Source organism: Pseudoxanthomonas sp. GW2, assembly GCF_000283075.1.
Taxonomy (GTDB): Bacteria; Pseudomonadota; Gammaproteobacteria; order Xanthomonadales; family Xanthomonadaceae; genus Pseudoxanthomonas.
Window position 1 is genome coordinate 1 of the sequence record NZ_ALIP01000006.1, and the last position, 26,569, is coordinate 26,569.

Below are 26,569 nucleotides of genomic sequence, written 5' to 3' on the forward strand. Positions count from 1 at the left end.
GGTGATCCGCGCCACCGTGGCCGGCACGGTGCTGGCCCGCCAGGTCGAGCCCGGCGACACCGTCACCCCGGGCCAGGTGCTGCTGGAGATCGCGGCCGATGCGCCCGGCGAGATCCTGCTGCCGCTGGACGAGAAGAACCTGGCCCTGCTCGAGACCGGCCAGCCTGCGACCTGCGTGGCCGACGCCTTCCCCGGCCGCCCGTTCGCCGCCACCGTGTACCACATCGCCCCCGGCATCGACCCGGCGCGCGGCACCGTGGACGTGCGCCTGCGCATCGATCCGGCCGCCGACTTCGTGCGCCAGGACATGACCGTCACCGCGACCATCCTCACCGGCCGCCGCGACAACGCCCTGGCCGTGCCCAACGACGCCCTGCTCGGCAACGAGCCAGGCGCCAGCCGCGCCGAGGTGCTGCGCGTGCGCGGCGGCCGCGTGCAGCGCGTGCCGGTGGCGCTCGGCCTGCGCGGCCTTGCAATGACCGAGATCGTCGAAGGCCTGGCCGCCGGCGACCGGGTGCTGGCCGCCGGCGCGCTGGATCCGGCGGAACTCCCGCGCGACGGTGCGCGCGTGCGCCTGCGCGCGCAACCCCTGCCCGCCCCGCAGCCGGCCGCCACGGAGGGCGAGGACCGCGCCCTGCCCGCCGCCGTGCAAGGTGGCGCCGGCTGAGCATGTGGATCGAGGCCACCATCGCCATGCGCTTCCTGCGCCAGGGACGCGCGCAGTCGCTACTGATCCTGTGCGGGATCGCGGTGGGCGTGGCGGTGATCGTGTTCGTCACCGCGCTGATCTCCGGGCTGCAGCAGAACCTCATCGAACGCACCCTGGGCACGCAGGCGCACGTGCGGGTGGAAGCGCCGTGCGAGGTCAACCTGCTGGCGCCGGCGCAGCCGGGAACGCTGCAACTGGTGCTGGAGGACCCGCGCCCGCAGGCGCTGCGCCCGATCGACAACTGGCTGCAGGTGCGCGACGTGATCGGGCGCCTGCCGGGCGTCACCGCGGTCTCGCCGGTGGTCTCGGGCCCGGCGTTCGGCCGCCGCGGCGATGCCACCGAATCGGTGGCCCTGGTCGGGATCGACCTGGCGCGCTACCTGCGGGTGATCCCGCTGCACGAGAACATGGTCGAGGGCAGGCTGGACGTCGGCTCCGGCAACGGCGTGGTCGGCCGCAAGCTGGCCGAGGACCTGGGCTTGCGCACCGGCGGCAAGCTGCGCCTGGACGCCGGCAACGGCCGCGAGGCGGTGATCAACGTGGCCGGCATCTTCGAGCTGGGCGTGCGCGAGCTGGACGCACGCTACGTCTACCTGGACCTCAAGCAGGCGCAGTCGCTGCTGGCCCTGCCTGGCGGCGTCACCGTGATCGACGTGACCGTGGAGGACGTGTTCGCCGCCGACCGCATGGCCGCGCGCATCAACGGCCTGACCGGGCTGAAGGCCGAGAGCTGGATGCAGACCAATGCCCAGCTGATGAACGCGCTGGCCTCGCAGAGCATGTCCACGCGCATAATCAGCTTCTTCGTCGCCATCTCGGTGGCGCTGGGCATCGCCAGCGTGCTGGCGGTGAGCGTGGCCCAGCGCACCCGCGAGATTGGCATCCTGCGCGCCATGGGCACCCGCCGGCGGCAGATGCTGCAGGTGTTCCTGGTCCAGGGCGCGGTGCTGGGCCTGGCCGGCTCGGCGATCGGCGCGCTGGCCGGCTGGGGCCTGGCGGCCGCGTTCAATACGTTCGGGCCGAAGCTGTTCACCATCGACCTGCCGCCGATCCTGGTGCCGGCGGCAATGGCACTGGCCACCCTGGCCGGCACCGGCGCGGCGCTGGTGCCAGCCTGGCGCGCCTCGCGCCTGGACCCGGTGGAGGCGATCCGCCATGCCTGAGCCGCGCGAGGTCCTGCGCCTGGAAGGGCTGCGCAAGTCCTACAACATCGGCAAGCCGAACGAGGTCGAGGTGCTGCACGGCATCGACCTGCGCCTGGACAGCGCCGACTTTGCCGCCCTGGTCGGCCCGTCCGGCTCGGGCAAGAGCACCCTGCTCAACCTGCTTGGCCTGCTCGACTCGCCCACCGCCGGCGAGCTGTACCTGGGCGGGCAGCCGACGCGGGAGATGGACGACGAGGCGCGCACCGCATTGCGCGGCCGCCACATCGGCTTCGTCTTCCAGTTCCACCACCTGATCGGCGCGTTCACCGCGCTGGAGAACGTGCTCATGCCATGGATGGTGGCCAACGGCAAGCCGACACCGGAGATCGTGGACATCGCCCGCGGCCTGCTGGCCGACGTCGGCCTGGAGAAGTTCGCCGACCGCCGCCCGGACCAGCTCTCTGGCGGCCAGCAGCAGCGCGTGGCGATCGCCCGCGCCCTGGTCACCCGCCCTTCGCTGCTGCTGGCCGACGAGCCCACCGGCAACCTGGACACCAGGACCGCCGCCGACGTGTTCGCCCTGCTGCGCCGCTTCAACGAGCAGTCCGGTTGCGCGGTGCTGGTGGTGACCCACGACCCGCGCCTGGCCGGGACCTGCGACCGCACCATCTCCCTGGTCGACGGCGCCATCGTCTCCGACAAACGCCACGGCTGAGCGCCACGTCCCTGGAGCCCCCAACCCTTCGCGGGAGGGGTTGGCGAGAGGGCGGGCAGTTCCGCGCAACGGTGGCCTGGGGGCGAATGCAGCTGCGAGGGCGCTGGCGTTGACACTCGCCCAAGGTTGCGCCGGCTACGGTGGCCGCCACTTCCGCATGCAAGGAGACGCCATGAAATCGACCCGGATCCCGCTCGCCCTGGCCGCGACCCTGGGGCTGCTGGCCAGCGCTCCCGTTGCCCTGGTCGCACCGGCGCAGGCCGCGCCGCAGGCCCGGGTGGCGCTGGCCAACGCACCGTTCGCGGTCGCCGAAGTGCAGCGCTTCGACTCGCCCTGGGCCATGACCTTCCTGCCTGACGGCCGCCTGCTGGTGACCGAGATGGCGGGCAACCTGCGCCTGTTCGATCCGGCCAGCGGCAAGCTGGGCACGGTCGCCGGCGTACCGAAGGTGGCGCATGGCGGCCAGGGCGGACTTGCCGACGTGGTCCTGCATCCGGGCTTTGCCGGGAACCAGCTGGTCTACATCAGCTACAGCGAGGCCGGCGAAGGCGGCACCGCGGGCGCGGCCGTGGCCCGGGCGAGGCTGGTGCTGGACCAGGACGGCGGCGGCAGGCTCGACGGGCTGCAGGTGATCTGGCGCCAGCAACCGAAGGTCAGCGGCCAGGGCCACTTCGGCCAGCGCATCGCCTTCGGCAGCGACGGCAAGCTGTGGATCAGCTCCAGCGAGCGGCAGAAGTTCGATCCGGCCCAGGACATGAAGACCAACCTGGGCAAGATGATCCGGCTCGACGACGACGGCAGCGTGCCGGCCGACAATCCGTTCGCCGACCAGGGCAGCGTGGCCGCGCAGGTGTGGACCCTGGGCCACCGCAACATCCTCGGCGTGGCCTTCGACGGCGAGGGCCGGCTGTGGGCGCACGAGATGGGCCCCAAGGGCGGCGACGAGCTCAACCTGATCGAGCGCGGCGACAACTACGGATATCCCGTCGTCTCCAACGGCGACCACTACGATGGCAAGCCCATCCCCGACCACGACACCCGGCCGGAATTCCACGCCCCGGCGGTGAGCTGGAACCCGGTGATCTCGCCGGCCGGCTTCGTGATCTACAGCGGCGACCGCTATCCGGGCTGGAAGGGCTCGGGCCTGATCGGCGGCCTGTCGTCGAAGTCGCTGGTGCGGATCGCATTTGACGGCACCGACGCCCGCGAGGCCGAACGCTTCGACATGGGCCGCCGCATCCGCGAAGTCGAACAGGGTCCGGACGGCACCATCTGGCTGCTGGAGGACGGCACCCGCGACGGCCAGGGCTGGCTGCTGCGGCTGGACCCGAAGAGTTGAAGCCACGGCCGCCTGGACACCGGGGCTACGCCCCCTGCCGCGTGGCAGTCCCCGAAAGCCCCGGATCCCGGCGTGCACGGGGCGGCATGGCGAGGACACGCCTCCACCGTCCGGGTGTCGATTCCGGGCCGCGCCGGACGACGTACAGGAAGAGATCACCGCGCGGCGGCCGCCAGGCGCCGCGCGGCGAGTGGCCCGCCCCTGCAGGAGACATCACCATGGTTGCGCGCAACACAATCTGCCTGTGGTACGAACGCGACGCCCTCGAGGCCGCGCGTTTCTACGCCAGCGTCTTCCCCGACAGCTCGGTCGGCCGGATCTTCCGCGCCCCGGCCGATTTCCCCTCCGGCAAGGCCGGCGACGTGCTGACCGTGGAGTTCACCGTGCTGGGCCTGCCCTGCGTTGGCCTCAACGGCGGCCCGCACTTCAAGCAGACCGAGGCCTTCTCGTTCCAGATCGCCACCGCCGACCAGGCCGAAACCGACCGCTACTGGGACGCCATCGTCGGCAACGGCGGCCAGGAGAGCGAATGCGGCTGGTGCAAGGACCGCTGGGGCGTGTCCTGGCAGATCACCCCGCGGGTGCTGCTCGAGGCGATCAACAGCCCGGACCCCGGCGTGGCCCGGCGCGCCTTCGCGGCGATGATGACCATGCGCCGGATCGACGTGGCGAAGATCAAGGCGGCCATCCGCGGCTGAGCCGCCCCGCCCTGCCAGCCCCCACCACACGGGTCCGTACGCCTTTGGTCGCGCAGCGCAGGATGTGACGCACTGCTAATATCCGCGCACCGACCGGTTAGGGGGACCGATGCCCGGAGTTGCACCGCTGCGTAAGCCCGGGCGCGCCCTCGCGCTCGGGGCTTGCGCTTTCGCCGCGCTGCTTGCGGCGCCGCCGGTCCAAGCCCTCGCCCCGGACCGGCCGATCGGCCAGTTCACCCACGTCTGGTACGAGAACCAGCTGCCGCAGGGCACCGTGCTCGGCATCGCCCAGCACGCCGACGGCACCATCTGGCTGTCCACCTACGCCGGCCTGGCGCGGCACAGCGGCCAGGGCTTCGACACCTTCGAGCCGCGCAACGCACCGGTACTGCAGAGCTCGGCCATCACCGCCGTGGCCAGCGACGGCGACCAGGGCCTGTGGGTGGGCACGCTCAACGGCGGTCTCTACCACCGCCGCGGCAACCAGCTGCGCCAGGTGGCGCTGCCGCAGGGCGCCGACAGCGTGTTCGGCATCGTCACCGATGCCGGCGGCGCGCTGTGGGTGACCACCAACCTGGGCGTGGTCCGGATCGCCGACGGCGATGCGCGGCTGCTGGGCGACGCCGAAGGCTTCCCGCCGCGCGGCTTCTACCGCGCCATCGTCGCCGACCCGGCCGGCGGCGTGTGGATCGCCGCCGACGGCGTGGGCGTGGTGCACTGGGCCGGGGACGGGAGCGGCGCGCGCCTGTACGACGCCCACGACGGCCTGCCCTCCAACGCCGTCTACAGCCTGACGATGGACGCCTCCGGCACCGCCTGGGTCGGCACCCAGAACGGCCCGGCCTACTTCCGCGACGGCCGCTTCCACCGCGAGCGGCGCATCGCCGCGCTGGACCAGAGCCGCATCTACACCCTCTACGGCGACCGCGAGGGCACGGTCTGGTTCGCGCCGCTGGGCGCCGGCCTGTGCCGCCTGACCGCCGCCGACTTCTTCTGCGACGACAGCCTCCAGGGCCTGCACGGCGAGACCGTGCGCTCGATGCTGGAGGATCGCGAGGGCAACCTCTGGATCGGCACCACCTCCAGCGGCGTGCACCGGCTGAGCCAGTCCAAGCTGGTCACCATCACCGCGCCGATGGCCTCCAACGCGGTGCGCGCGGTGCACCCGGCCGCCGATGGCACGCTCTGGATCGGCACCGATGGCGGCGGCCTGGCGCGCTACCGCGAGCCGTACCTGGAGCCGGCGGAGGCCTACAACCGGCAGCTGCCGAGCCAGCTGGTGCGCGCCATCCTCGGCGACGCGGCCGGGCAGCTGTGGGTCGGCGGCACCGAAGGCGTGATCCGCTTCGACCGCGCCGGCCGCGCCCGCCACTTCAGCATCGGCCACGGCCTGCCCGGGACCATCGTGTTCGCGTTCGCCCCGGCGCGGGCCGGCGGCATGTGGGTCGGCACCCTGCAGGGCGTGGCCCGGATCGACGGCGGCCAGGTGCACGTGGCCGAGCCCACCCGCGGCGACGACGTGCGCTCGCTGTACGAGGATCCGGACGGCCGCCTGTGGATCGGCCTGCGCAGCGGCCTGCGCTGCCTGCAGGGCGGGCGCCTGGACGACTGCGGCGTCGGCGGCCTGTCCGGCAGCGTGTTCGCCTTCCATCCCGGCGAGGACGGCAGCCTGTGGCTGGGCACCGGCAACGGCATCGTCCATGTCCGCCGCGGCGTGGCCACCCGCTACGCCGAAGACGCCGGCTTCCACGGCGATGCGGTGTTCGCGCTGCTGGACGACGGCGACGGCAACTTCTGGTTCAGCTCCAACCGCGGCATCGGCCGCATCGCGCGCTCCGACCTGGCGGCGCTGGACCGCGGACATGCGCGCAAGGTCGCGCCGCAGTGGTTCGGCACCGCCGACGGCATGCTCAACGCCCAGGGCAACGGCGCCTCGCAGACCCCGGCCGGGCGCACCGCCGACGGCCGCATGTGGTTCGGCACCGCCAAGGGCCTGGTGCTGGTCGATCCCGGGCGCATGCAGGGCAACCCGCAGCCGCCGCCGGTAACGGTGGAGCGCCTGCTGGTGGACGGCGTGGAAGTGGATCCGGAGGGGGCGCCGCGCCTCGCCCCCGGGGTCGAGCGCCTGGAACTGCACTACGCGGCGATGAGCTACGTGGCGCCGACGGCGGTGCGCTACCGCTACCGGCTGGAGGGCTTCGACCGCGGCTGGAACGAGGCCGGCAACATGCGCCGCGCCCACTACACCAACCTGCCGCCGGGCGACTACGTGTTCCGGGTGGTGGCCAGCAACAACGACGGGGTGTGGAACATGGAGGGCGCCAGCCTGCACTTCACCCTGCTGCCGCGCTGGCACCAGACCTGGTGGGTGCGCGGCCTGGCGCTGCTGGCCCTGGCCGGGCTGGTGGTGCTGGGCGTGCGCCTGCGCCTGCGCGCCGCACGCATCCGCGAACGCGAGCTGACCCGCGAGGTGGCGCTGCGCACCGAGGCCCTGCGCGAGGCCAACGAGCGCCTGCGCCGGATCGCCGCCAGCGACGCCCTGACCGGCATCCCCAACCGCGGCGAGTTCAACCGCCGCCTGCGCGAGGCCTGGAACGACCACGCCAACCGCGACGCGCCGCTGGCGGTGCTGCTGGTCGACGTGGACGACTTCAAGGCCTACAACGACAGCTACGGCCACCTCGGCGGCGACACCGCCCTGGTCGCGGTGGCCAACCGCCTGGCCGACATGGTCGGTCCCGGCGAAGGCCTTGTGGCGCGCTACGGTGGCGAGGAGTTCGCGGTGCTGCTGCGCGACTGCGACGCCGAGGCGGCGCTGGACCGCGCGCAGCGCATGGTGGCCGGGATCCGCGCCTGCGCCATGCCGCACCGCGCCTCCAGCGTGGGCGATGCGGTCACCGTCAGCATCGGTGCGGCCAGCGTGCGCCCGGCCGACGGCGCCAGCCCCGACGACCTGCTGCGCAGCGCCGACGCGGCCCTTTACCGGGCCAAGGCCGACGGCCGCGACCGCGCCCTGCCCGCCGGCGAGGCGCCGCCGATCGTGCTGCCGTTCTGAACGGCAGCCGCGGCCTGGCGGCCGGCCCGCGCCCGGGGCGCGTACACTGCCCCCTCGATCCGACGAGAGTGCAGATGGCCAAGCCGAACTATTCCTTCGAGAAGCGCCAGCGCGAGCTGGCGAAAAAGAAGAAGCAGGACGAGAAGGACGCGAAGAAGCGCGCCGCGCGCGAAGCCAGGAACGGCACGCCGACGGCGGGATGAACGATAACGGGCCCCGCCCCGCCTGCATCTGGGTGGACGCCGATGCCTGCCCGGTGCCGGTGCGCGAGATGCTGTTCCGCGCCGCCATGCGCGCCAGGGTGCAGCTGACCCTGGTGGCCAACCAGTGGCTGCGCACCCCGCCCTCGCCCTTCATCCGCGCCATCCAGGTGCAGGGCGGCTACGACGTGGCCGACGACGCCATCGCCGAGCGCGCCGGGGCCGGCGACCTGGTGGTGACCCAGGACATCCCGCTGGCCGCCCGCGTGCTCGCCAACGGCGCGCTGGCGGTCAATCCGCGCGGCGAGCGCTTCACCGCCGACAACATCGCCGAGCGGCTGTCGGTGCGGAACTTCATGGAGGAACTGCGCGGCGCGGGGGTACAGACCGGCGGCCCGGCGGCCTATGGCCCGCGCGAGCGCCAGGCCTTCGCCGCGCAGCTGGACCGCTGGATCGCGCAGCGGCGGAGTTGAGCCGCGCATCCGGAGGACGCCGCCGCACGGCGGCGCCCCCGTACCGGTCAGCGTTCGACCGGGCGTGCCTGGGTGACCTTGAACGCCGCCTCGCGCCCGGGCGCGCCGGTGCCCGGCTGGCCGCCGCCGACGAACACGCGGTAATTGCCCGCGAACACCTGGCGCTCGCCTTCGGCGGTCACCGCGCTGAGGTCGCGCGGATCCAGCGCGAACTCCAGCACCCGGCGCTCGCCCGGGGCCAGGTGCACGCGCTGGAAGCCGCGCAGCGCGATCCGCGGCAGGCCTTCGATGTCGGGGAAGTCCAGGTACAGCTGCGCCACCTCGTCGCCGGCGCGCTTGCCGGTGTTGCGCACCTCGGTGACTACCTTCAGCCCCTCCTGCGCGCCGCCCGGCGCCGGCTCCAGCCTCAGCGGCGCATAGGCGAACGTTGTGTAGCTGAGACCGTGGCCGAACGGGTACACCGGCTTGCCTTCGAAATAGCGGTAGGTGCGCCCGCGCATGGCGTAGTCGTCGAACGGCGGCAGGTCCTCGACCGAACGGTAGAAGGTCAGCGGCAGGCGCCCGGCCGGGTTGGCGTGGCCGGCCAGCACGTTGGCCACCGCCAGGCCACCGGACTGGCCCGGGTACCAGGCCTCGATGATCGCCGCGGCATGCTGCTTCGCCCAGGCCAGGTTCACCGGGCTGCCGTTCATCAGCACCACCACCAGCGGCTTGCCGGTGGCGCGCGCGGCCTCCAGCAGCGCCTGCTGGTCGGCCAGCAGGTCCAGGCTGGTCTTGTCGCCGCCCTTGAAGCCCGGCACCTCGACCGGCGCCTCCTCCGCTTCCAGGTCCGAGGTCAGGCCGACCACCGCGACGATCACGTCGCTGTCGGCCGCCGCCGCGCGCATGCGTTCGAGCGGGTCCTCGACCACCCGCTTCCACAGCAGGCCGATGCCGGCCAGTACCCGCGCCTCGCTCACCACCTTGACCGGGTAGCGCTTGCCCGCTTCCAGGTGCACGGTTGCCAGCGTCGGCAGGCTGTTCCAGGACGCGCCCTCCAGATCCAGCAGCGGCTTGCCGTCGAACTCCAGCGAACCATTGAAGCCGCCCAGGCCCAGGCGGTAGCTGCCGGTTTCCGGCGGCACCAGGTAGCCGGTCCACTCCACGCGGTGGATGTCGTGCACCTGGGCCAGGTCCAGGCTGCGGCTGTTGACGTCCGCCTCCACCCGCTCGACCACCGGTTGCTCCTCGAAGCCCACCTGCGCGATCCAGGCGTCCATCTGTCCGGGCTCGAACCGCGCCGGCGGCTTCTGCCGGGTGTTGTAGTAGCGCGCCAGCAGCCCGGGCCGTCCGTCCGGCGCCAGCAGCGCCGAGTTCGGCACCGGATCGCCGTCGGTGTAGGTCGGCGAGAACGGGACGTGGGCGAGCGTGGCTTCGGGCATGGCCTTGCGCAGGCCTTCCAGCACCGAGACCGGCGGCGCCGACTGGGTGGAGGAATAGTTGCCGCGCAGCACCCGGGTGGCGTCGGCCAGCGGACCGACCACCGCCACCTTCGCCCGCGGGCGCAGCGGCAGCACGCCGTCGTTCTTCAGCAGCACCAGGCTCTTCTCCGCCGCCTCCAGCGCCAGCGCGGCGTGTTCCGGCTTGCCCAGCTCCTCCGGCGAGGCGGTCTCGGTGGACACCGGGCGCAGGCCCGGCAGGTCGCCGGTGCGGTAGCGCGCGGCGAACAGCCGCACCAGGGCGCGGTCGACGTCGGCCTGGGTGATCAGGCCGCGCTCCAGCGCCTCGCGGTATGGCCGCGACAGGCCGGCGGTATCCACCAGGGTGGCGCCGTTGCACTCGTTGTCCACGCCCGAGCGCATCGCCGCGGCCACCGCGGCGGCCGGGTCGGGCGCGTAGTGGTGGTGCTTGCTGATGTCGGCCACCGCGTCGCAGTCGGAAACCACGTAGCCCTTGAAGCCCCAGGCGCCGCGCAGGTAGTCCTTGAGCAGCAGGTCGTTGGCGCAGGCCGGCTGCCCGTCGGCCCGGTTGTAGGCGCACATCACCGAGCCGGCGCCGCCCTCCACGATCGCGGCGCGGAACGCCGGCAGGTAGGTGTCCTCCAGGTCGCGGCGGGAGACGTAGACGTTGGCCGAATGCCGGGTCGATTCGGGGCCGCTGTGCACCGCGTAGTGCTTGGGCGTGGCGACGATGTCGTACCACTGCGGATGCTCGCCCTGCACGCCGCGCACGTAGGCCACGCCCATGCGCGCGGCCAGGAACGGGTCCTCGCCGTAGGTTTCCTGGCCGCGGCCCCAGCGCGGGTCGCGGAAGATGTTGATGTTCGGCGACCAGGTGTTGAGCCCGGTGCCGATGCGCCCGGTGCGGCCGGTCTGCCGCGCCAGCGCGTGCAGGCCGCGCACCTCGGTGGCGATCACCTGGCCCACGCGCCGCACCAGGGCATCGTCGAAGCTCGCGGCCAGGCCGATCGGCTCGGGGGAGGTGGTGGTCGGCAGGGTGCCCATCGCCCCGTGCAGCGATTCGGTCCACCAGTTGTAGGCGGGCACGCCCAGGCGCGGGATCGCCGGCGCGGTGTTGAGCAGCTGTTCCAGCTTCTCCTCCGGCGTCAGCTGCGCCACCAGCGCCGCGGCCAGCTCGCGCGCCGGATCCGCAGGCTCGCCGGCGGACGCGGGTGCGCCAGCCTGCGGCGCACCGGCAGCGGGCATCGCCGCGGGCGATGCAGTGCACAAAACCAGCGCCAGCAGCAGCGGGCTGGCACGCAGCGATCCGACCATCCGATTCCTCCCGTGGAAGTCCATTCCGCGCCTGCGGAAAGCGATGCCAGAGGGTAGCCGCAGGCCTGCGCATCGGCGATTCCAAAACGCATATCCCAGGGATCTTTTTTCCTATACCGGCCCAATCGCGCCCCTGCCCTGGCTTATGCTCGCCGCGCCCCGCATCCAGTACGAACGCGCTGCCCGCGCACGAAGGCGGCGGCCACCCGGCGCGGGCCGCGACCACAACGACACGGACGACCAGAGGGAGGAGACGCAATGCCACTGAATTCCTGTTTCGGGCATGCCAGGCAGGCCATCCGCCGCAGCGGCGGACCGCTGCTGCTGGCGCTGTTGCTGGTTGGCGCCGGCCTGGCCCCGGCCAGCGCCAACGACGACCGCATGACCCCGATCCCGATCCCCGAGCAGCCCAACGCGATCAAGCTGCCTACCGGCCCGCTGCCGGACGCGAAGAATCCGGAAGCCTGGCACAAGCAGTACGGCAGCATGTTCGCCCGCAACGTCACCGAGGCGACCCTGACCCCGTTCCTGCCGGATCCGGCCATCGCCACCGGCGCGGCGGTGATCGTCGCCCCGGGCGGCGGCTTCCGTTCGCTGTCGATGGAGAACGAGGGCTGGGACGTGGCCCGCGCGCTCAACAAGAAGGGCGTGGCCGCGTTCGTGCTCAAGTACCGCCTCAACCAGACCCCGGCCGACCTGGAGGGCTTCGCCGAGTCGATCCGGCAGATGCTGTCCGGCCCGCGCCCGCCGCGCGACCCGGGTGCGTTCGATGCGGCCAAGATGCTGGCCCCGCAGCTGGCCGACGCGCGCGCCGCGTTCGCCCTGGTGCGCAGCCGCGCCAAGGAATGGAACATCGATCCGGACCGCATCGGCATGATCGGCTTCTCCGCCGGCGCGATGCTGACCCTGACCACCGCCCTGCATGGCGAGGACGCCAAGCCGGCCTTCATCGGCAACATCTACGGCCCGATCTCGGCGGTCGACAAGGTGCCGGCCGATGCCCCGCCGATGTTCGTGGCCCTGGCCGCCGACGACGGCCTGTTCAGCAACCAGGGCTTCGGCATCGTCGAGAGCTGGCAGAAGGCCGGCCGTCCGGTCGAGTTCCACTACTACGAGCAGGGCGGCCACGGCTTCGGCATGTACCAGAAGGAGACCACCAGCACCGGCTGGTTCGAGGCCTGGGCCGCGTGGCTGAAGATGCACGGCTACCTGGACCGCAAGAAGTCCTGAGCCTGCCCGGCGCGGGTCAGCGGTACGGCCCTGGCCCGCGCCACACCAGCTTGCCGAGGTGGAACACGTAGCGCACGCTGATCACCTCGCGCGCATCGCCCACGCCGATCATCTCCGGCGAGGCCGGATCCAGCATGCGGCACTTGCTGGCACCGCGCCGCAGCGCCACCTCCGCCGGGCAGACCATGCGCTGGCGCGTGCCCGGCAACGGGATCGCCACCTCGGTCATGCCCTGCGCGATCCAGTCGCGCAGCGTCTGCTCGGCCATCAGTTCGTACACCACCTGGTAGCCGCCCACGTCCATGGTCGGCTCGCCGCCAGTATCCACCTGGTCCGGGCGGCCGTTGTTGTCGACCACGCCGGCCTCGCGGCTGTTGCCCTGCGGCACCAGTTCCTCTTCCGCCGTTCCCGGCGGGCGCCCGTTCCACGGATGCGGCGGGCGCGGCGCGTCCACGCTGGCCGGCTGCGCCCGGCGCGGCTGCGGCCGTGGTTGCGGCTGCGGCGGTTGCGGCCGCGGTTCCGGATCGGCCGGCAGCAGCACGCGCCGCGGATCGGCCAGCTCCCGCGCATCCAGCTGCCGCGGCGGAGCAGCTTCCACCGGCTCCGGCTCGGGCGCGTCCGGCAACTCGGGACCGGGCTGCGGCTGGCCGACGAAATCCACCCGGATGCGGCCGGCGCTGGAGGCACCCTGCGGCGAGGTCACCACCGGCGGCGGCTCGGCTGCCTTCAGCAGGAGCAGCACCATCAGCAGGTGCAGCAGCGCGCTGGCCAGCGCGGCCAGCCAGGGCTGCAGGCGGTCGATGCGCGGTACGTCCGCCGACGGTGGGGGCGTCGCCGGTGGATTCATGCCGCGCGGGCGTAGTGGAAGCTGACCCGCATGCGGGAACCGGAAGGTGGCGGGAAAGGAATCCGCATCCTAACGCGAGTACCCGCTCCGGCCACGCAGGAAGGCAGGCGCGTTCATGTGGAATCCGGCGTGGCTGCTTCCCTGTCGGCGCCGGTGCTATGGTCGCGCCGCACCTGTCCCGTGCCGTGCCGGAGACCGTCCATGCCCTCGATCCGACCCCAGGCCCGGTCCCTGCTGGTGCTGGCCCTGGCCAGTTCCATTCCCGCCGCCGATGCCGCGCCGGACCCGGCCGTGGCCGAGCACGTGTTTGCCGAAGCGCGGCGCCTGTGCGAGGCCGAGGCCGGCGCGTTGTGGGGGCGCTCGCTGTGCGGCCCGGTGATGCTCGTCGATCCCGCCGACGCCGGCGTCGTCGCCAGCCACGCCGATGCCGGCGGCGTGCTGGTCCGGCAGGGCGCGGTGTACACCGGCACCCTGCCGGCGGACGCGGTGATGTCCAACACCGCCATGGAATGGTCCGGCACCCGCTGGACCCAGCTGCTGTGGCCGGTGCCCCAGGATCCCAACATGCTGCGGACCACCCTGGTCCATGAGCTGTTCCACCGCATCCAGCCGGAGCTGGGCCTGGATCGCGGCGAGGCCGGCAACCGCCACCTCGACACATTTCAGGGCCGGTACCTGCTGCAGCTGGAATGGCGCGCCCTGGCGCGCGCGCTGATGGCCGAGGATCCGGCGCAGCGCCGCGACCACGTCGCCTCGGCGCTGGCCTTCCGCGCGGAGCGCCGGCGCCTGTTCCCGGAAGCCGCGCACGGGGAGACCGCGCTGGAGATCAACGAGGGCCTGGCCGAGTACACCGGCGTGCGCGCGGGCCTGGCCTTCGCCGAACAGCGCCGCGCCCACGGCGTGTACTCGCTGGCCGCGTTCATGGAGGCACCGGGCTTCGTGCGCTCGTTTGCCTATGCCAGTGGCCCGGCCTACGGCCTGCTGCTGGACGAAGCCGATCCGGCCTGGCGCGGCAAGCTGGACGCGGACGCCGACCTCGGGCGGATGCTGGCCGCCGCGCTGCGCCTGGATCCGGATGCGGCCACCGGCCTGGCGGCGCGCGAACGCCGCTACGATCCGGACGGCGAGGTGCTTGCCGCCGAGCAGGCGCGCGAGCGCCAGCGCCAGGAACGGCTGGCCGGCTGGCGCAGGTCGCTGCTGGAAGGCCCGGTGCTGGTGCTGCCGCTGCAGTCCACCCGCTTCCAGATGAACCCGCAGACCGTGGCCGCGCTGGACGATGTCGGCACGCTCTATCCCGAGCTGCGCCTGGGCGACCGCTGGGGCGAACTGGTGGTGGACGGCGGTGCGGCCCTGGTCCATGCCGACCGCAAGCGCGCGGTGGTGGCGCTGCCGGCCGGAAGCGACGGCCTGCGTGGCGAGGGCTGGACACTGTCGCTCAAGCCAGGGTGGAAGCTGGTGCCGGGCGAGCGCGAGGGCGACCTCACCCTCGCCGGCCCCGCGCCCTGAGGCTTACCCGCGGCTGCGCCTGCTCCGCGCCGGCATCGTCCCCTGCGGCAGCTTGCGCGTGGCCACCGCGACGATGGCGGCGCTCGACAGCAGGGTGCCCACCACCAGGCCGGTCACGGCCAGCAGGCCGCGGGTGGAAATGCGCGCGCTGGCACGCAGGGAGACCTTGCCGGCGCGGATCCGCAAGGCGGCGGTATGGACGTCGCTGCCGCCCCGGCATGGAGCCGGCTGGCGGCGCTGGGAATCGTGGGCCATCGCATCGGTTCCGCGGGAGGAACCGGCATGCTCGGTGCCGGGCCGTGAACGCCGCGCGCGCGCCATGGCGGCGGGCATGGCCTCGACCGCGGCCTCACCGCCACCCGGCCAGCATGGGCCAGCCTTCCGTCCGGACCTGCCCATGGCCCGTCCCCGCCGCGCCCCTGCCCGCCCCGACGACCGCGGCCGCCATGCCGCGGTACACCTGCCCGGCCTGGACATCGACGGCTACAGCCTGTCGGTGCCCGATCCACAGGGCGACGGGGTCATCGGCGACCGCGCCAGCCAGACCGCCTTCCGCGGCCTGGTGGACGCGGCGCGCGAACACCACCTCACCGCGAAGGATCCGTTTGGCCGCAAGCCCTCGCGCGCACTGAAGAAGGAACATATCGACCTGGTCCTGGTCGGCGGCGGGCTGGATGCCTCGCACGCCATGCACCTGGCGGTGGAGGAATACGCACGCCAGCTGTGCTACGTGGTCCAGGTGTTCATGGCCCGGCCGGAGTGGCGCGGCGTGGAGCGCATCGTGATCGGCGGCGGCTTCCCCGAGCACCAGACCGGCGGCCTGGCCATGCGCCGCGCGATCCGCCTGCTCGAGCTGGCCGATACCGGGGTGGGCCTGCTGCCCTTGCGCCACGATCCGGACGAGGGCGGCCTGCTTGGCTGGTCGCCGCTGCTGCCGCAGGAACTGCACGGCCATGACGCCTTCCTCGCCGTGGACATCGGCGGCACCAAGCTGCGCTGCGGCATCGTCCGCCACCGGCTGCGGCGCGATCCCACCGGCGGACATGGCCAGGTACTGGAGAGCATGGTCTGGCGCCACAAGAGCGACCGCCCCAACCGCGAGGCCGCGGTGCGGCGCATGGCGGCCATGCTCAACGGCCTGGCGGCGATGGCGCGCACCCTGGGGCTGAAGCTGGCTCCGTTCGTGGGCATCGCCTGCCCGGGCACGATCGAGCCGGACGGCTCGATCTCGGCCGGTGCACAGAACCTGCCCGGCGACTGGGAACGCCCGTTCCACCTGCCCGATGCGCTGGCCGCGTACCTGGAACCGGTCGGCGGCCGCGCACCGGCGGTGGTCATGCACAACGACGCGGTGGTGCAGGGTCTCAGCGAACTGGACCGCATGCACGGCGTGCGCCGCTGGGGCGTGCTCACCATCGGCACCGGCCTGGGCAACGCCACCTACACCACGCGCTGAGCGGCCGCGGGCGGAGCGTCCTCCACCGCGGCCGCAGGCGCGCGCCTCAGTCCTGCTGCTTCGGCGGCACCACCGCGTGCAGCAGCGGCTCCACCCAGTCCTCGCGCTGGAAGTCGTAAAGCACGAAGTCGCTGGAGAACTGCCAGTACAGGTGGGCGAAGCCGCGCTTCTCCGCGGCGCGGGCGACGGTCCGGGTCCACAGCACCCGGTCCTCCATCGGCGCCTTGTCGTAGGCGCCGTACTCGCCCAGCAGGATCGGGCGGCCGTGCCTTCGCGACCAGGCCTCGACCTTGTCGAAGTCGCTCTCGATCTTCGCCACCTGCTCCGGCGTGAAGCGCACGCCGGTCTTTTCCGAGAACTGCGGCTCCACCCAGCTGGCGCCCTGGTGGGTGAAGGCGAACGGCTCGTAGTAGTGGAAGGTGACGACCAGGTGGCGGTCGTCCTCCGGCAGGCGCAAGGTGTCCAGCTCCTCGAGGTTGTTCCAGCGGGTCGGGCCGACCACGACGTTGCGGGTGGGATTGGTCTTGCGCACCACCTGCAGCAGCTTCGCCAACAGCGCGTTCCAGGCCCTGGCGTCGAGCGCTCCGTGCGGTTCGTTGAGCAGCTCGAACACCACCGAATCGGGCTGGGCGGCATAGCGCTCGCCCAGCTGGGTCCAGACCTGGACCAGCTTCGCCTCGCAGGCCGGCACGTCCTTCACGCAATCGTTGAAGTCGTGCACGTCGAGGATCACCTGCAGGTCATTGTTCCTGCCCCAGGCCAGGACCTGGTCCAGCTTCTCCAGCCAGGCCGGATCGAGGCGGTTGTCCTGGTCCAGGTGCGGGAAGGTGAACAGCACCACGCGCACCGTGCCCAGGCCGGCCTGGCGGATCCTGGCGAAATGCTCCTCGCGGTAGTTGCCCTGCCCGCCCGGCTGCCAGTACGGGTCGTAGCCCAGCACGTTGACGCCGGCGCCCATGCGCGCGACCTGTTCGTGCGCCGACAGCGGCGGTTGGGCCATGGCCTGCGGCAACAGGGCCATCAGGCCCAGGCAGAGACCGGCAAGCAGGCGGATTCCGGACATGCGCTTTCCCCCTCTTCGCGTCGTCATGGGCAGGTGCCCGCGGGCCGCCCACCATAGCAGCCGGCCTGCGCGCCGCGCATGCCCCGGCCCGCGCGCCTCAGCGCACGCGGCCGCGGGGCGAGTAGTCCACCAGGCGCAGGGTGCGGTCCTCGATGTCGCCGACGAAGCGCCCGTGCCGCGCCGCGGTGTCGCGCTTGATCGCGGCCCATTCCGGGTCGGCCATGAACCGTTCCCAGGCCGCCACCATGGTCGCCTCGTCCGGCCAGCGCAGCAGGTAGACGAACTCCGGCCCCTCCTCCGTGCGCGCCTCCCACATCGCCACGATGTCGAAGCCGTGCCGGGCCATCAGCCGCGCGGCATGGTCGCGGAAGCGTTCGTGGAAGGCGATCCGGGTCTGGTCGTAGATCCGGTAGATGCGCAGCTGGTGGACCGGGCCGTCCTGCGCTACCGGATCGGCGGCGATGGCGGGGGCTGGTGATGGCGTTGCGGAAGCAAGGAACAGGGAAAGCGCGGTCGTCCGGAACATCGGGAGGTACCTGCGTGGGGGCTTAGGGTACCGGACAGGCCGCAGGCAGCGCAGGTTCCCGTGCGTGCGCGACGTCGATCACGGTCCGGCCCGCCGCTCGCTCCCCGACTTCCGCAACACCGCCATGCGCAGGTCGCTCTCGTGTGCCAGCGGTTCGGAGTACAGCAGCCGCCGCTGGTCGGGCGAGACCTGGAAACCCCAGCCCTCGAAACCGGGCTGCAACACCAGCAGGTCGCGGCGCGTACGGCTGTCCGGGTCGAACAGGGCCAGCCGCGGCGGACCTTGCTGCGGACGGCGCACGTAATGGATGCCCGCCGCGGCCGGGACCCAGCGGTCGACGTCGCCAGCGTCCAGGTCCACGTCCAGGCGCGTGGCCGGCGGCGGCGCCTGGCGCGCCCAGTCCAGCCGCGGCATGCGCCAGATCCCGCCGGTATCCGGCCGCGCATACAACAGCCAGCGGCCGTCGGCCGATTCGCGCGGCCGCTCGCCGGGGCCGTCGCCGAGCGCCACCGGTTCGCCGCCGTCCAGGGACTGGGCCATGACCCGCCACTGCCCATCGTGGTTGGACTCGTAGTACAGCCAGCGGCCATCGCGCGACCAGGCCGGATGCCGCGCATCGCGCGCGCCGGTGGTGACCCGCCGCGGCGGGCCGCCGTCGGGCGCGACCAGGTAGATCGCGCTGGTGCCGTCCGGGCTTGCATCGAACGCGATCCAGCGCCCGTCCGGCGACCACGCCGGATTGTCGATGAAGGCGCCGCCGAAGCCGGCCACCTGCACCGCCTCGCGGCCATCGCTGCGGCTGACCCAGATCGCATGCGGGCCGCCGCGGTTGGAACTGAAGGCGATGCGCTGCCCGTCTGGCGACCACGCCGGGCTGGAATCCCAGCGCGTGCTGCGCAGGAACGGGCCGGCGTCCACCGGGCTGCGGCTCTCCAGGTCCACCAGGCGCAGCTGCGAGCGGTGCGCCCAGTGCTCGAACACGATCGCCTCCACCCCGGCCGCGGTCGCCGGCTGCTGCACCACCTCGTTGTCCAGCGCCAGCTGGCGCAGGTCGCTGCCGTCGGGGGCGGCCGACCACAGCGCATACATGCCCGAGCGGGTGGAGGTGAACAGCAGGCGGCGGCCGTCCGGCGACCAGGCCACGCCGTTGAGCTTGCGGTTGTCGAAGGTCAGGCGCGTGGCCGCGCCGCCGTCCAGGCCGGTGCGGTACAGGTCGCGGGTGACCTCGTTGGTCGCGCGCACGAACACCAGGTAGCTGCCGTCAGGGGCGAAGCGCGGGTCGAGGTCGCCGAGGGTGCCGCCGGGCGGTTCTGTAAGCACGCGCCGCTCGCTGCCGTCGATGGCCGCCAGCACGATCCGGTGCGGCGCGTCGGCGGCCGCGCGCGCGGCATAGGCCAGCCAGCGTCCGTCCGGCGAGATCGCCATGCCGCGCACGGCCTGTACCTGCGGATCGGCCAGCACCCGGGTGGAGGCGCCGCCGAGCGCGGCGACGCGCAGGACCGCCAGGCCATCCGCGTCCACCCGCGCGTACAGCAGGCCGCGGCCGTCCGGCAGCCAGAGCGGATAGTGCTCGTCGCCCGGGCTGCGGCTGAGGTTGAGCGTGTCCTCGGCACCCACCGTCTTCACGTAGACGTCCAGCCCGCCCGCGCCGCCGCCGTCCCAGACGAAGGCCACGCGGCTGCCGTCCGGCGACAGCGCCGGCTCCACCTCGCGACCGACGTAGCTGGTCAACGGCTGCACCTCCCATTGCGCGTCCACTGCATCGCCCGCCACCGGCCCGTCGCGCCAGGCCAGCCAGGCCACCACCGCCGCGGCCGCCAGCAGCAACGGCAGCAGGTACCACGCCCGGGCCGGCGCCCCCGCCCTGCCGGTGGCGGGCGCAGCTGGCGCGGGCTGCGCCGGCGCCGTGGCCGGGCCGGGCGCCGGGGCCGGCCGCGGGTCGGGCACCGCCATCGCCACCCGCGCCGGCGCGATGGGCGCGAGCAGGCGGTAGCCGCCCTTGCGTATGGTTTCGATGTAGCGCGGGCTGCGCGGGTCGTCGCCGAAGATCCGCCGCAGCTCGGAAACGGCGCGGTTGAGCAGGTAGTCGTCGCCGAGCGTGCCGGCCCAGACGGTGTCCAGGAACTCCTCGCGGCCGACCACGTGGCCCGGGCGCGCCGCCATCAGCAGCAGCACCTGCATCACCTTGGGCTCGACCTGGTGGACCTGGCCGCGCACGGTGATGCGGTTGAGGCTGGGCTGGACCAGGGCTTCGCCGGCAGTGAAGTCCGCGCCGGCGCCGGCCCCGCCCGCCACAGCCGCGTCCTCGATCCTGCCGATGGCCCTGTACTCGCTCACGGTCTCCCGTTCCGGCCGGCGCCTGCATCGAATCTATAGCAAAACCGCAGCTTCCCTCCATTTGCCCGCGGCGGTCGCGGCGCTTCCATCGGCGCAGGCGGCACGACGCCGCGCTGCCTGCAAGGGAGGATGTCCATGCACCGTTACCGTCTCCTGTATGTCCTGGCCGCCCTCTTTGCGCTGCTGCCCGGCCCTGCCCGGGCCCAGGCCGCGGATGGGGCCACCCTGTTCCAGCGCAACTGCGCCGGCTGCCACGGCCCCAACCGCGAAGGCACCAGCCTCGGGCCGCCGCTGTCGCCGGCCACCTACCGCTACGGCGGCACCCGCGGCGACATCGAGCGCATCATCCGCCGCGGCATCCCGTCCCAGGGCATGCCGGCCTTCGGCGGCCCCCTCGGCGAAGCGGAAATCAACGCCCTGGCCGATTTCCTGCCCACCCGCGCCACCACGCCGGAAGAGGAGGCACCGCCGCAGCCACGCCAGTCCGATCCGGTGCCCGGCGTGGTCGAAACCCTGGACTACGCGGTGCGCGCCGAAGTGTTCGTCGATGGCCTGCAGACCGTCTGGTCCATGGCCTTCATCGACCGCGACACCGCCCTGGTGGTAGAGCGCGCCGGCCGCCTGCGCGTGGTGCGCAATGGCGTGCTGGACCCGCGCCCGGTCGCCGGCACCCCGCAGGTGTATTCCAGCAGCCACCGCTGGAACCAGGGCGGCCTGCTCGACGTGGCCCTGGACCCGGACTACGCACGCAACGGCTGGATCTACCTCAGCTACAGCCATGCACTCAATCCCGGCGCGCCGGAGGAGGAGATCCGGGCCATGACCCGGGTGGTGCGCGGGCGCATCCGCGACCACGCCTGGGTCGACGAGGAGGTGGTGTTCCAGGCCGACGAATCCAGCTACGACGCCCATGCCTGGCACTACTCCGGGCGCCTGCTGTTCGATTCCACCGGCCACCTGGTCATGCCGGTGGGCGACCGCGGCACCCCGGAGCGGGCGCGCGACCCGGCCGATCCGGCCGGCAAGATGCACCGCATGCGCGGCGACGGCACCCCGGCCGGGCATCCGTTCGGGCGCGAGGGCGTGCTGCCGACGATCTACAGCATTGGCCACCGCAACGCCCAGGGCCTGGCGCTGGATCCCGAAACCGGGCGTATCTGGGCCACCGAGCACGGCCCGCGCGGCGGCGACGAGCTCAACGTCATCCGCGCCGGCGGCGACTACGGCTGGCCGGTGGTGACCTACGGCATCAACTACGACGGCAACGAGATCACCCCGCACACCCGCGCCAAAGGCGTGGAGCAGCCGCGCCACTACTGGCGGCCCTCCATCGCCCCCGCAGGCCTGGCCTTCTACCGCGGCGACGAGTTCCCGCTGTGGAACGGCAAGCTGCTGGTCGGCACCCTCGGCCGCCGCGAGCTGCGCCTGCTGACCCTGGACGGGGACCGGGTGCTGCACGAGGAGGTCATCTTCCGCAGCCCGGGCCGGATCTACGAACCGGTGGTGGGACCGGACGGCGCGATCTACCTGTGCACCGACGACCCGGGCCAGATCATCCGCCTGACCGCCGCCGCGCAGCGGCGGATCTGAGCCGCGGCGCCACCACCCGGCCACGAACGCCATTGGTGGACGTGCACGCGGCGGGGCCGGCGCTCATCCCTCCCCGAACAGCGCCGGCCCCGCCTCGCGCATGAAGATGCGCAGGGTGACCGGGCCCACGCCGCGGAATTCCAGCAGGCGCCGTTCGAACTCGGCGCGGTCGCCGGCCGCCGCGTGCACGCCGAGGATGCCGCCGCCGTAGTCGTCCAGCAGGGTGCGGCACAGCTGCGCCAGGCGGCTGGCGGTGGACTCGTCGTAGCGCCGGTAGCCGCCCTCGCCCAGCATCCGTACCAGCTGCGCGTGGCTGCACGCGCACAGCCGGGCGGGCGTGTCGCAGCCGTGTTCGCGCACGATCACCTGCCAGGTGCGCGCGGCCGCGGCGTGGCTGATCCGGTTGCCAAACAGGAACGCCGCCAGGAACCAGGCGAACAGCGAAGCCTCGTCGCCGGGCCTGACCTCGAAGCCGAGGTCGCGCGGCGGCAGTTCGCGGTGCATGGATCCTCCGGCGCGCGGATGTGCGCCTACCGTACCGCTTCGGCGGCCGGCGGCGGGCTGATCCGCTCCGGCACGCGCAGCGGCTGCCCGGCATCGTCGAAGAACGGCGAGCGGCGCACGCCGCGCAAGCGGCCCCCGATGATGCGCGAGCCGACCTGGACCACGGCGCCGGCCAGCGCCAGCGGGGTGGCACGTACCGGCCCGGTAGCCGACTTGTGGTTGGCCACCACGCGCCCCGGCGGCCCGGCCAGTGCCTGCACCTCGGCCGGCGAGACCACCGCGGTCGCCAGCACGCCCGCGTACTGCACCTTCGGGTCGGCTGCGGTATTGGCCAGCGGCGAGCGGCAGCAGGCCGCGTACCAGCGCAGCACGCGCCCGCTGAAGGTGGCGCAGCGCAGCTGCTCCAGTCCGCGGGTGAAGCGCATCCGCGCCGGCACCACGGCCAGCACGTCCGAGCCACCGCGGTCGTCCACCAGGCCCGGTCCACCGAGCCAGCGCGCCCAGGCCTGGCAGTCCCTGCAGTAGCAGGTCAGGCGCGCGTACACGCCAGACGGTTCGATCTCCCCCTGCACCGTTCCGCAACGGCACTGGATCCGGACAGTCATTCCCTGGCCCTCCGTCGAACTTGCCCCGGCACGGGGCCGGCCCATTCTGGCCCGGCCGCTCAGCCTGCGCTGCGATCCCGCGCACGTTCCACGCGGAAGTCGATCGGCTTGTAGCGGAAGTTGTTGGACTGTCCGGCCGAGCAGGCGGTCATCGCCACCACCAGCGGCATTTCCGCACGCAGGCGTACGTGGTCGCCAGGCTTGCTCAGCGGCGGCAGCACCGCGATCCGGCCGTCGGCCTCCACCGCCACGTGCATGAAGATGTTGAATGCCACCGGCACCCGGTCGCGGCTGACGCCCCAGGGCGCCAGCGCCCGCGCCAGGTTGCCCTCGCAGCCCGGGCGGCCTTCCGCCTCGCCGTAGAGCTTCTCGAACATTTCCTTCGAACACGGAGTGAGGGTGAAGTCGTGGCGGCCGCAGGTGTCCTCGAGGATGGTGAACATCGGCCGGCTGCGGTTGGAGTACAGCACGTCGCCGGTGCTCAGCCACAGCCGGGAGGCGTAGTCGATGCTGCGCCCGGAAGAGAGGTACTCGTCCAGGTCCTCGCGGCAGAACGCGGTCAGGTCGCTGACCTGCTGGCCCATCGGATCGATCACCACCAGCTCGTCGCCGGCGTCCAGCTCCACCGCATGGCCGGAGCACGGCGGGATGCGGATGGTCTCGCCCGCCGTCATCGCGGCTTCCTCGCGTGGAAGGGACAGGTCCAGTCCGCCTCGACCTTGCGGCCGCTGTACTGGCGGGGTTCCGGCGCGCTGCCGAAATCGGCCAGGTTGGGATTGATGCTGCCCTGCAGCGCGGTATCGCGCTTGCGCGTGGCCGCCTGCATCTTGGCGTAGCGCCCGTCGGCGCGCAGGCGGTCGAACTGGCGGTGCGAGTTGAATACCAGCACCGGCACTTCGAAGCGGCGCGCGATGCGCGAGGCGCCCGGGTGCAGGCCGATCACGAAGAACGGATGCGTGCCCAGGCTGAGGCTGAAACGCGGGTCGTCCGGGTCGCGGCTGACGTCCGCGGCCCAGGGCGTGCCGCGGCGCGCGTCCAGGTCGTGCAGGTGCTGCAGCTGCGACCACAGCATGGCCTCGAAGCGGCGCTCGTCGGTGTCGCAGGGGCCGTCGAACAGGGCGACGAAGGAACGCACCGTGGTGTCGTCCGGATCCATCGCGTCGATGCCGCGGGCGAAGGCCACCAGCGGATCCAGCAGCGGCGCGTCGTTGCGGCGGTCGCCCAGCCGGCCGAACTCGCGCGGTTCGATCGCGCCGCGCGCCAGCGCCGCCTTGGAACCCACGCAGGGGAAGGCGGGATCGTCGATGAAGGCAAGGAAGCGTTCGGAGAGTCCGCCGCGGGCGGGGCGGACGGTGGGCTGGGTCGCTGCGGTAGTCATGGCGACGCACCCTATCGGCGCGGCGCGGACGGCAGCGTGTAATCGGCACGCCGGGCCGATCCGCGGTCAGAGCCCGTTGGGGAGCATGACGGGCGCGCGAAGCCGGCCGCTGCGATCCAGGCTTTGCTATCCCACGATTCCAATCCGCGATGGCGACCGGTGTCGGCCCGCTTGTGGCCCGCGTGGCATGGCAAGCTTCGCCGGCCTTTCCACTCCGGAGCCCGATCGATGGCGACACCGTTCCGCCGCATCCTTGCCCTGCTCTGCAGCCTGCCCCTGCTTGCCGCCCTCGCCGCGCCCGCGCTGGCCGCCGACGGCAAGAAGACCTTCGTGATGGTCCACGGCGCCACGGCCGGCGGCTGGGAATGGAAGCGCACCGCCCGCTTCCTGACCGACGAAGGCCATACCGTCTACCGCGTGACCCTCACTGGCCTGGGCGAGCGCGAGCACCTCAACAGCACCGAGGTGGACCTGGAGACCCACATCAACGACGTGGTCAACACCATCCTGTTCGAGGACCTGCACGACGTGGTCCTCACCGGGCACAGCTACGGCGGCATGGTGGTCACCGGGGTGATGGACCGCATTCCCGAGCGCCTGGCGCACGTGATCTTCCTGGACGCGGCGGTGCCGGAGGACGGGCAGTCGTTGTGGGACATCTTCGGGGCCAACCAGCCGCTGCCGCCGGACCGCTTCAAGGACGGCTTCATGCAGGTGCCGTGGGTCAAGCCCGGCGACAAGCCGCCGTACAGCGTCAAGCACTCGATCAAGTGCTTCAGCCAGCCGGTGTCCTTCCGCAACCCGGCCGCGCGCGCCCTGCCGGCGACCTACGTCGCCTTCGTGCCGGAGGGCCAGACCCTGGAGGAGCGCGCGAAGATGGACCGCGGCTGGCAGCGCGCCCAGGAGCGCGGCTGGGGCATCCGCACCTTCCCCGGCGGCCACGTCGCCCAGCAGGAGGATCCGCAGGGCGTGGCCAGGCTGATCGCCGAGATTGCCGAAGGCAGGCCCGCCGCAAAGTGACCCGGCGCGAAGCCCTCTCCGGCAGGTGCGGGGGGGCTTCGTCCATGGCAAGCGGCCGCGCGGTCGCCCTGCCCGCATCGGCGCGGCTGGCGGGGATCGCTCAGTCCGCGCGGTGGATCAGCTCGCCGGCGCGCAGGGTGTATGCCACGTCGGCCAGCGCCTCCACGCCCTGCTCCGGGTCCGCCCCCAGCACCACCAGGTCGGCCGCGAAACCCGGCGCGATGCGCCCGCGCGCGTCGGCCTCGCCGAACATGCGCGCCGGCGCGGTGGTGAGGCTGGCCAGCACCTGGCGCCAGTCGAGCCCGGTCGCGGCCAGCAGCTGCAGTTCGCGGGTGGTATCGAAGTCCTCGATGTAGCCGGCATCGGTGCCGAACAGCACCTGGCCGCCGGCGGCCTGCAACGCCGCCACCTGCGCCTGCGCATTGCCGACCAAGCGCTGGACCACCGGCTCCGGCACCTGCTCGCGGCGGATTTCCAGCTCGAACATGGCCAGGGTCGGCACCAGGGCCACGCCTTCGGCGACCAGGCGCTGCACCGTCGCCGCATCCCACGGGCCGGATGCCGGCGTGGCATGGGCCAGCACATCGGCCCCGGCCTGCAGGGCCACGACCAGGCCGCCGGCATCGGTGGCATGGGCGAACACCGGCTGCCCGCGGTCACGGGCGACCTTGCCGATCGCACTGGCCACCGCGGCATCCATCAGGCGCACGCCCTCGCTGCCGCCGACGATGGAGCCGGTGAACAGCTTCACCCCGCGCGCGCCCTGCGCCAGCTGCTCGCCCGCGCGGTTGCGACCGGCCTCGGCATCAACCACTTCCGCCACGTCGCCTTCGATGCCGAGGTCGTGGCCGCGGACATAGATCGGCGTGCCTCCCGCCGGGAAGAACGGCACGCCGGTGCTCAGCACCCGCGGACCAGTGACCTCGCCGGCCTCGATCCGGCGCACCAGCGCCTGGGCCTCGCCCGGTGCCGAGGCCAGGTCATAGACCGTGGTGAAACCCCATTGCCCGTACTGCTCGCGCAGGGTGGACTCATGCTTCGCGGCCGGGGCCTTGCCGACATTGCGGTAGGCCGGCCCCAGCAGGTGCGCATGGCTGTTCCAGAACCCGGCCACCACCACCTTGCCGCTGGCATCCAGCGTCCGCGTGCCTGCGGGGATGGCGACCTCGCCGGCGCGGCCGACCGCCTCGATCCGGCCATCGCTGACCAGGACCACCGCGTTCTCGATCGGCGCCTCGTACGGCGAAGGCTGGAGCCGCCCGCCGACGATGGCCAGGTCGGCCGCGTCCGCCGGCGTGGCAAGGGCCATCAGGCCTGCCGCCAGCAGGCAATGGATTCCGTTCCTGCACATGCTGATCTCTCCTGTCAGGCCGCAATGGCAGCGGCGCAAGCCGTCGGGGTCCGGCTCTTGGGTGGCCGG

Annotated in this window: 24 protein-coding genes; 13 read left to right on the forward strand and 11 right to left on the reverse strand. The window is 72.8% G+C overall.

The genetic code is table 11. The features are described from left to right. The 8 genes from B351_RS15925 to B351_RS0100330 form a co-directional block, all read left to right on the forward strand. Nucleotides 1-667 (forward strand): efflux RND transporter periplasmic adaptor subunit (locus B351_RS15925; RefSeq protein WP_019397057.1); only part of this gene is annotated, 667 nt, incomplete at its 5' end. Between the two features lie 2 nt (nucleotides 668-669). Further along, a complete protein-coding gene (locus tag B351_RS0100300) occupies nucleotides 670-1,872 on the forward strand; it encodes an ABC transporter permease (protein ID WP_019397058.1) in 1,203 nt (400 codons plus the stop codon). Further along, a complete protein-coding gene (locus tag B351_RS0100305) occupies nucleotides 1,865-2,569 on the forward strand; it encodes an ABC transporter ATP-binding protein (protein WP_019397059.1) in 705 nt (234 codons plus the stop codon). The genes B351_RS0100300 and B351_RS0100305 overlap by 8 nt, the downstream gene beginning before the upstream one ends. A gap of 172 nt (nucleotides 2,570-2,741) precedes the next feature. Further along, the gene (locus tag B351_RS0100310) at nucleotides 2,742-3,908 is read left to right on the forward strand and encodes a PQQ-dependent sugar dehydrogenase (RefSeq protein WP_019397060.1); all 1,167 of its coding nucleotides are present in this window, start codon (nucleotides 2,742-2,744) and stop codon (nucleotides 3,906-3,908) included. Nucleotides 3,909-4,126: 218 nt separating this feature from the next. Further along, nucleotides 4,127-4,606: a VOC family protein gene (locus B351_RS0100315; protein ID WP_019397061.1), complete on the forward strand. Its 480-nt coding sequence runs from the start codon at nucleotides 4,127-4,129 to the stop codon at nucleotides 4,604-4,606. 109 nt (nucleotides 4,607-4,715) lie between these two features. After that, complete coding sequence (locus B351_RS0100320; protein ID WP_019397062.1) at nucleotides 4,716-7,661, forward strand: two-component regulator propeller domain-containing protein; 2,946 nt, start codon at nucleotides 4,716-4,718, stop codon at nucleotides 7,659-7,661. A 74-nt stretch (nucleotides 7,662-7,735) separates the two neighbouring features. Further along, a complete protein-coding gene (locus B351_RS18105; protein WP_019397063.1) occupies nucleotides 7,736-7,864 on the forward strand; it encodes a hypothetical protein in 129 nt (42 codons plus the stop codon). Next, nucleotides 7,861-8,334 (forward strand): YaiI/YqxD family protein, encoded by a 474-nt coding sequence (locus B351_RS0100330; protein WP_019397064.1) that lies wholly within the window; start codon nucleotides 7,861-7,863, stop codon nucleotides 8,332-8,334. Before B351_RS18105 ends, B351_RS0100330 begins: the two co-directional genes overlap by 4 nt. Before the next feature lie 47 nt (nucleotides 8,335-8,381). On the opposite strand, the gene B351_RS0100335 is transcribed toward B351_RS0100330, so the two are convergent. Then, a complete protein-coding gene (locus tag B351_RS0100335) occupies nucleotides 8,382-11,087 on the reverse strand; it encodes a glycoside hydrolase family 3 C-terminal domain-containing protein (protein WP_019397065.1) in 2,706 nt (901 codons plus the stop codon). Nucleotides 11,088-11,345: 258 nt separating this feature from the next. Here B351_RS0100335 and B351_RS0100340 point away from each other — a divergent pair, with 258 nt between their 5' ends. Then, the gene (locus tag B351_RS0100340) at nucleotides 11,346-12,317 is read left to right on the forward strand and encodes an alpha/beta hydrolase (RefSeq protein ID WP_019397066.1); all 972 of its coding nucleotides are present in this window, start codon (nucleotides 11,346-11,348) and stop codon (nucleotides 12,315-12,317) included. A 16-nt stretch (nucleotides 12,318-12,333) separates the two neighbouring features. Here the strand turns inward: B351_RS0100340 and B351_RS0100345 are convergent, their stop codons facing one another. Then, entirely contained in the window at nucleotides 12,334-13,164 is an 831-nt protein-coding gene (locus tag B351_RS0100345) for a hypothetical protein (protein ID WP_019397067.1), read from the reverse strand. A 201-nt stretch (nucleotides 13,165-13,365) separates the two neighbouring features. On the opposite strand from B351_RS0100345, the gene B351_RS0100350 reads away from it, so the two are divergent. Further along, a complete protein-coding gene (locus B351_RS0100350) occupies nucleotides 13,366-14,670 on the forward strand; it encodes a hypothetical protein (RefSeq protein WP_039730515.1) in 1,305 nt (434 codons plus the stop codon). 3 nt (nucleotides 14,671-14,673) lie between these two features. On the opposite strand, the gene B351_RS15930 is transcribed toward B351_RS0100350, so the two are convergent. Further along, nucleotides 14,674-14,925, reverse strand: coding sequence for a hypothetical protein (locus tag B351_RS15930; protein ID WP_039730518.1), 252 nt, complete (start codon nucleotides 14,923-14,925; stop codon nucleotides 14,674-14,676). Nucleotides 14,926-15,067: 142 nt separating this feature from the next. On the opposite strand from B351_RS15930, the gene B351_RS0100360 reads away from it, so the two are divergent. Beyond that, nucleotides 15,068-16,126, forward strand: a complete 1,059-nt coding sequence (locus B351_RS0100360) for an ROK family protein (protein WP_019397070.1) — start codon at nucleotides 15,068-15,070, stop codon at nucleotides 16,124-16,126. 46 nt (nucleotides 16,127-16,172) lie between these two features. On the opposite strand, the gene B351_RS0100365 is transcribed toward B351_RS0100360, so the two are convergent. The 3 genes from B351_RS0100365 to B351_RS15935 form a co-directional block, all read right to left on the reverse strand. Continuing rightward, the gene (locus B351_RS0100365) at nucleotides 16,173-17,189 is read right to left on the reverse strand and encodes a glycoside hydrolase family 5 protein (RefSeq protein ID WP_125165631.1); all 1,017 of its coding nucleotides are present in this window, start codon (nucleotides 17,187-17,189) and stop codon (nucleotides 16,173-16,175) included. A 97-nt stretch (nucleotides 17,190-17,286) separates the two neighbouring features. Beyond that, nucleotides 17,287-17,715, reverse strand: coding sequence for an NIPSNAP family protein (locus B351_RS0100370; RefSeq protein WP_019397072.1), 429 nt, complete (start codon nucleotides 17,713-17,715; stop codon nucleotides 17,287-17,289). 78 nt (nucleotides 17,716-17,793) lie between these two features. Continuing rightward, nucleotides 17,794-20,052: a winged helix-turn-helix domain-containing protein gene (locus B351_RS15935; RefSeq protein ID WP_019397073.1), complete on the reverse strand. Its 2,259-nt coding sequence runs from the start codon at nucleotides 20,050-20,052 to the stop codon at nucleotides 17,794-17,796. Between the two features lie 135 nt (nucleotides 20,053-20,187). On the opposite strand from B351_RS15935, the gene B351_RS0100380 reads away from it, so the two are divergent. Further along, nucleotides 20,188-21,642, forward strand: coding sequence for a PQQ-dependent sugar dehydrogenase (locus tag B351_RS0100380; RefSeq protein WP_198006189.1), 1,455 nt, complete (start codon nucleotides 20,188-20,190; stop codon nucleotides 21,640-21,642). A 63-nt stretch (nucleotides 21,643-21,705) separates the two neighbouring features. Here the strand turns inward: B351_RS0100380 and B351_RS0100385 are convergent, their stop codons facing one another. From B351_RS0100385 to gntA, 4 genes are read right to left on the reverse strand one after another with little or no spacing between them, the layout of a single operon-like run. Beyond that, entirely contained in the window at nucleotides 21,706-22,146 is a 441-nt protein-coding gene (locus B351_RS0100385; protein WP_019397075.1) for a DNA methylase, read from the reverse strand. 26 nt (nucleotides 22,147-22,172) lie between these two features. Next, complete coding sequence (locus tag B351_RS0100390; protein ID WP_083852364.1) at nucleotides 22,173-22,751, reverse strand: DUF6151 family protein; 579 nt, start codon at nucleotides 22,749-22,751, stop codon at nucleotides 22,173-22,175. Between the two features lie 59 nt (nucleotides 22,752-22,810). Further along, nucleotides 22,811-23,425: a DUF1989 domain-containing protein gene (locus B351_RS0100395; protein WP_019397077.1), complete on the reverse strand. Its 615-nt coding sequence runs from the start codon at nucleotides 23,423-23,425 to the stop codon at nucleotides 22,811-22,813. Further along, the gene (gene gntA, locus B351_RS0100400; RefSeq protein WP_019397078.1) at nucleotides 23,422-24,129 is read right to left on the reverse strand and encodes a guanitoxin biosynthesis heme-dependent pre-guanitoxin N-hydroxylase GntA; all 708 of its coding nucleotides are present in this window, start codon (nucleotides 24,127-24,129) and stop codon (nucleotides 23,422-23,424) included. The genes B351_RS0100395 and gntA overlap by 4 nt, the downstream gene beginning before the upstream one ends. Before the next feature lie 228 nt (nucleotides 24,130-24,357). On the opposite strand from gntA, the gene B351_RS0100405 reads away from it, so the two are divergent. Then, the gene (locus B351_RS0100405) at nucleotides 24,358-25,149 is read left to right on the forward strand and encodes an alpha/beta fold hydrolase (protein WP_019397079.1); all 792 of its coding nucleotides are present in this window, start codon (nucleotides 24,358-24,360) and stop codon (nucleotides 25,147-25,149) included. 100 nt (nucleotides 25,150-25,249) lie between these two features. Here the strand turns inward: B351_RS0100405 and B351_RS0100410 are convergent, their stop codons facing one another. Then, entirely contained in the window at nucleotides 25,250-26,500 is a 1,251-nt protein-coding gene (locus B351_RS0100410; RefSeq protein ID WP_232207873.1) for an amidohydrolase family protein, read from the reverse strand. Nucleotides 26,501-26,569 lie beyond the last annotated feature (69 nt).

What these genes read in the sequence shown, in the direction of transcription:
- B351_RS0100360 (WP_019397070.1), top strand. Translation starts at nt 15,068, where the DNA reads ATGGCCCGTCCCCGCCGCGCCCCTGCCCGCCCCGACGACCGCGGCCGC.
- B351_RS0100320 (WP_019397062.1), top strand. Translation starts at nt 4,716, where the DNA reads ATGCCCGGAGTTGCACCGCTGCGTAAGCCCGGGCGCGCCCTCGCGCTC.
- B351_RS0100300 (WP_019397058.1), top strand. Translation starts at nt 670, where the DNA reads ATGTGGATCGAGGCCACCATCGCCATGCGCTTCCTGCGCCAGGGACGC.
- B351_RS0100310 (WP_019397060.1), top strand. Translation starts at nt 2,742, where the DNA reads ATGAAATCGACCCGGATCCCGCTCGCCCTGGCCGCGACCCTGGGGCTG.
- B351_RS0100305 (WP_019397059.1), top strand. Translation starts at nt 1,865, where the DNA reads ATGCCTGAGCCGCGCGAGGTCCTGCGCCTGGAAGGGCTGCGCAAGTCC.
- B351_RS0100405 (WP_019397079.1), top strand. Translation starts at nt 24,358, where the DNA reads ATGGCGACACCGTTCCGCCGCATCCTTGCCCTGCTCTGCAGCCTGCCC.
- B351_RS0100380 (WP_198006189.1), top strand. Translation starts at nt 20,188, where the DNA reads ATGCACCGTTACCGTCTCCTGTATGTCCTGGCCGCCCTCTTTGCGCTG.
- B351_RS18105 (WP_019397063.1), top strand. Translation starts at nt 7,736, where the DNA reads ATGGCCAAGCCGAACTATTCCTTCGAGAAGCGCCAGCGCGAGCTGGCG.
- B351_RS0100345 (WP_019397067.1), bottom strand. Translation starts at nt 13,164, where the DNA reads ATGAATCCACCGGCGACGCCCCCACCGTCGGCGGACGTACCGCGCATC.
- B351_RS0100410 (WP_232207873.1), bottom strand. Translation starts at nt 26,500, where the DNA reads ATGTGCAGGAACGGAATCCATTGCCTGCTGGCGGCAGGCCTGATGGCC.
- B351_RS0100315 (WP_019397061.1), top strand. Translation starts at nt 4,127, where the DNA reads ATGGTTGCGCGCAACACAATCTGCCTGTGGTACGAACGCGACGCCCTC.
- B351_RS15930 (WP_039730518.1), bottom strand. Translation starts at nt 14,925, where the DNA reads ATGGCCCACGATTCCCAGCGCCGCCAGCCGGCTCCATGCCGGGGCGGC.
- B351_RS0100365 (WP_125165631.1), bottom strand. Translation starts at nt 17,189, where the DNA reads ATGTCCGGAATCCGCCTGCTTGCCGGTCTCTGCCTGGGCCTGATGGCC.
- B351_RS0100390 (WP_083852364.1), bottom strand. Translation starts at nt 22,751, where the DNA reads ATGACTGTCCGGATCCAGTGCCGTTGCGGAACGGTGCAGGGGGAGATC.
- B351_RS0100350 (WP_039730515.1), top strand. Translation starts at nt 13,366, where the DNA reads ATGCCCTCGATCCGACCCCAGGCCCGGTCCCTGCTGGTGCTGGCCCTG.
- B351_RS0100385 (WP_019397075.1), bottom strand. Translation starts at nt 22,146, where the DNA reads ATGCACCGCGAACTGCCGCCGCGCGACCTCGGCTTCGAGGTCAGGCCC.
- B351_RS0100330 (WP_019397064.1), top strand. Translation starts at nt 7,861, where the DNA reads ATGAACGATAACGGGCCCCGCCCCGCCTGCATCTGGGTGGACGCCGAT.
- B351_RS0100370 (WP_019397072.1), bottom strand. Translation starts at nt 17,715, where the DNA reads ATGTTCCGGACGACCGCGCTTTCCCTGTTCCTTGCTTCCGCAACGCCA.
- B351_RS0100335 (WP_019397065.1), bottom strand. Translation starts at nt 11,087, where the DNA reads ATGGTCGGATCGCTGCGTGCCAGCCCGCTGCTGCTGGCGCTGGTTTTG.
- B351_RS0100340 (WP_019397066.1), top strand. Translation starts at nt 11,346, where the DNA reads ATGCCACTGAATTCCTGTTTCGGGCATGCCAGGCAGGCCATCCGCCGC.
- gntA (WP_019397078.1), bottom strand. Translation starts at nt 24,129, where the DNA reads ATGACTACCGCAGCGACCCAGCCCACCGTCCGCCCCGCCCGCGGCGGA.
- B351_RS0100395 (WP_019397077.1), bottom strand. Translation starts at nt 23,425, where the DNA reads ATGACGGCGGGCGAGACCATCCGCATCCCGCCGTGCTCCGGCCATGCG.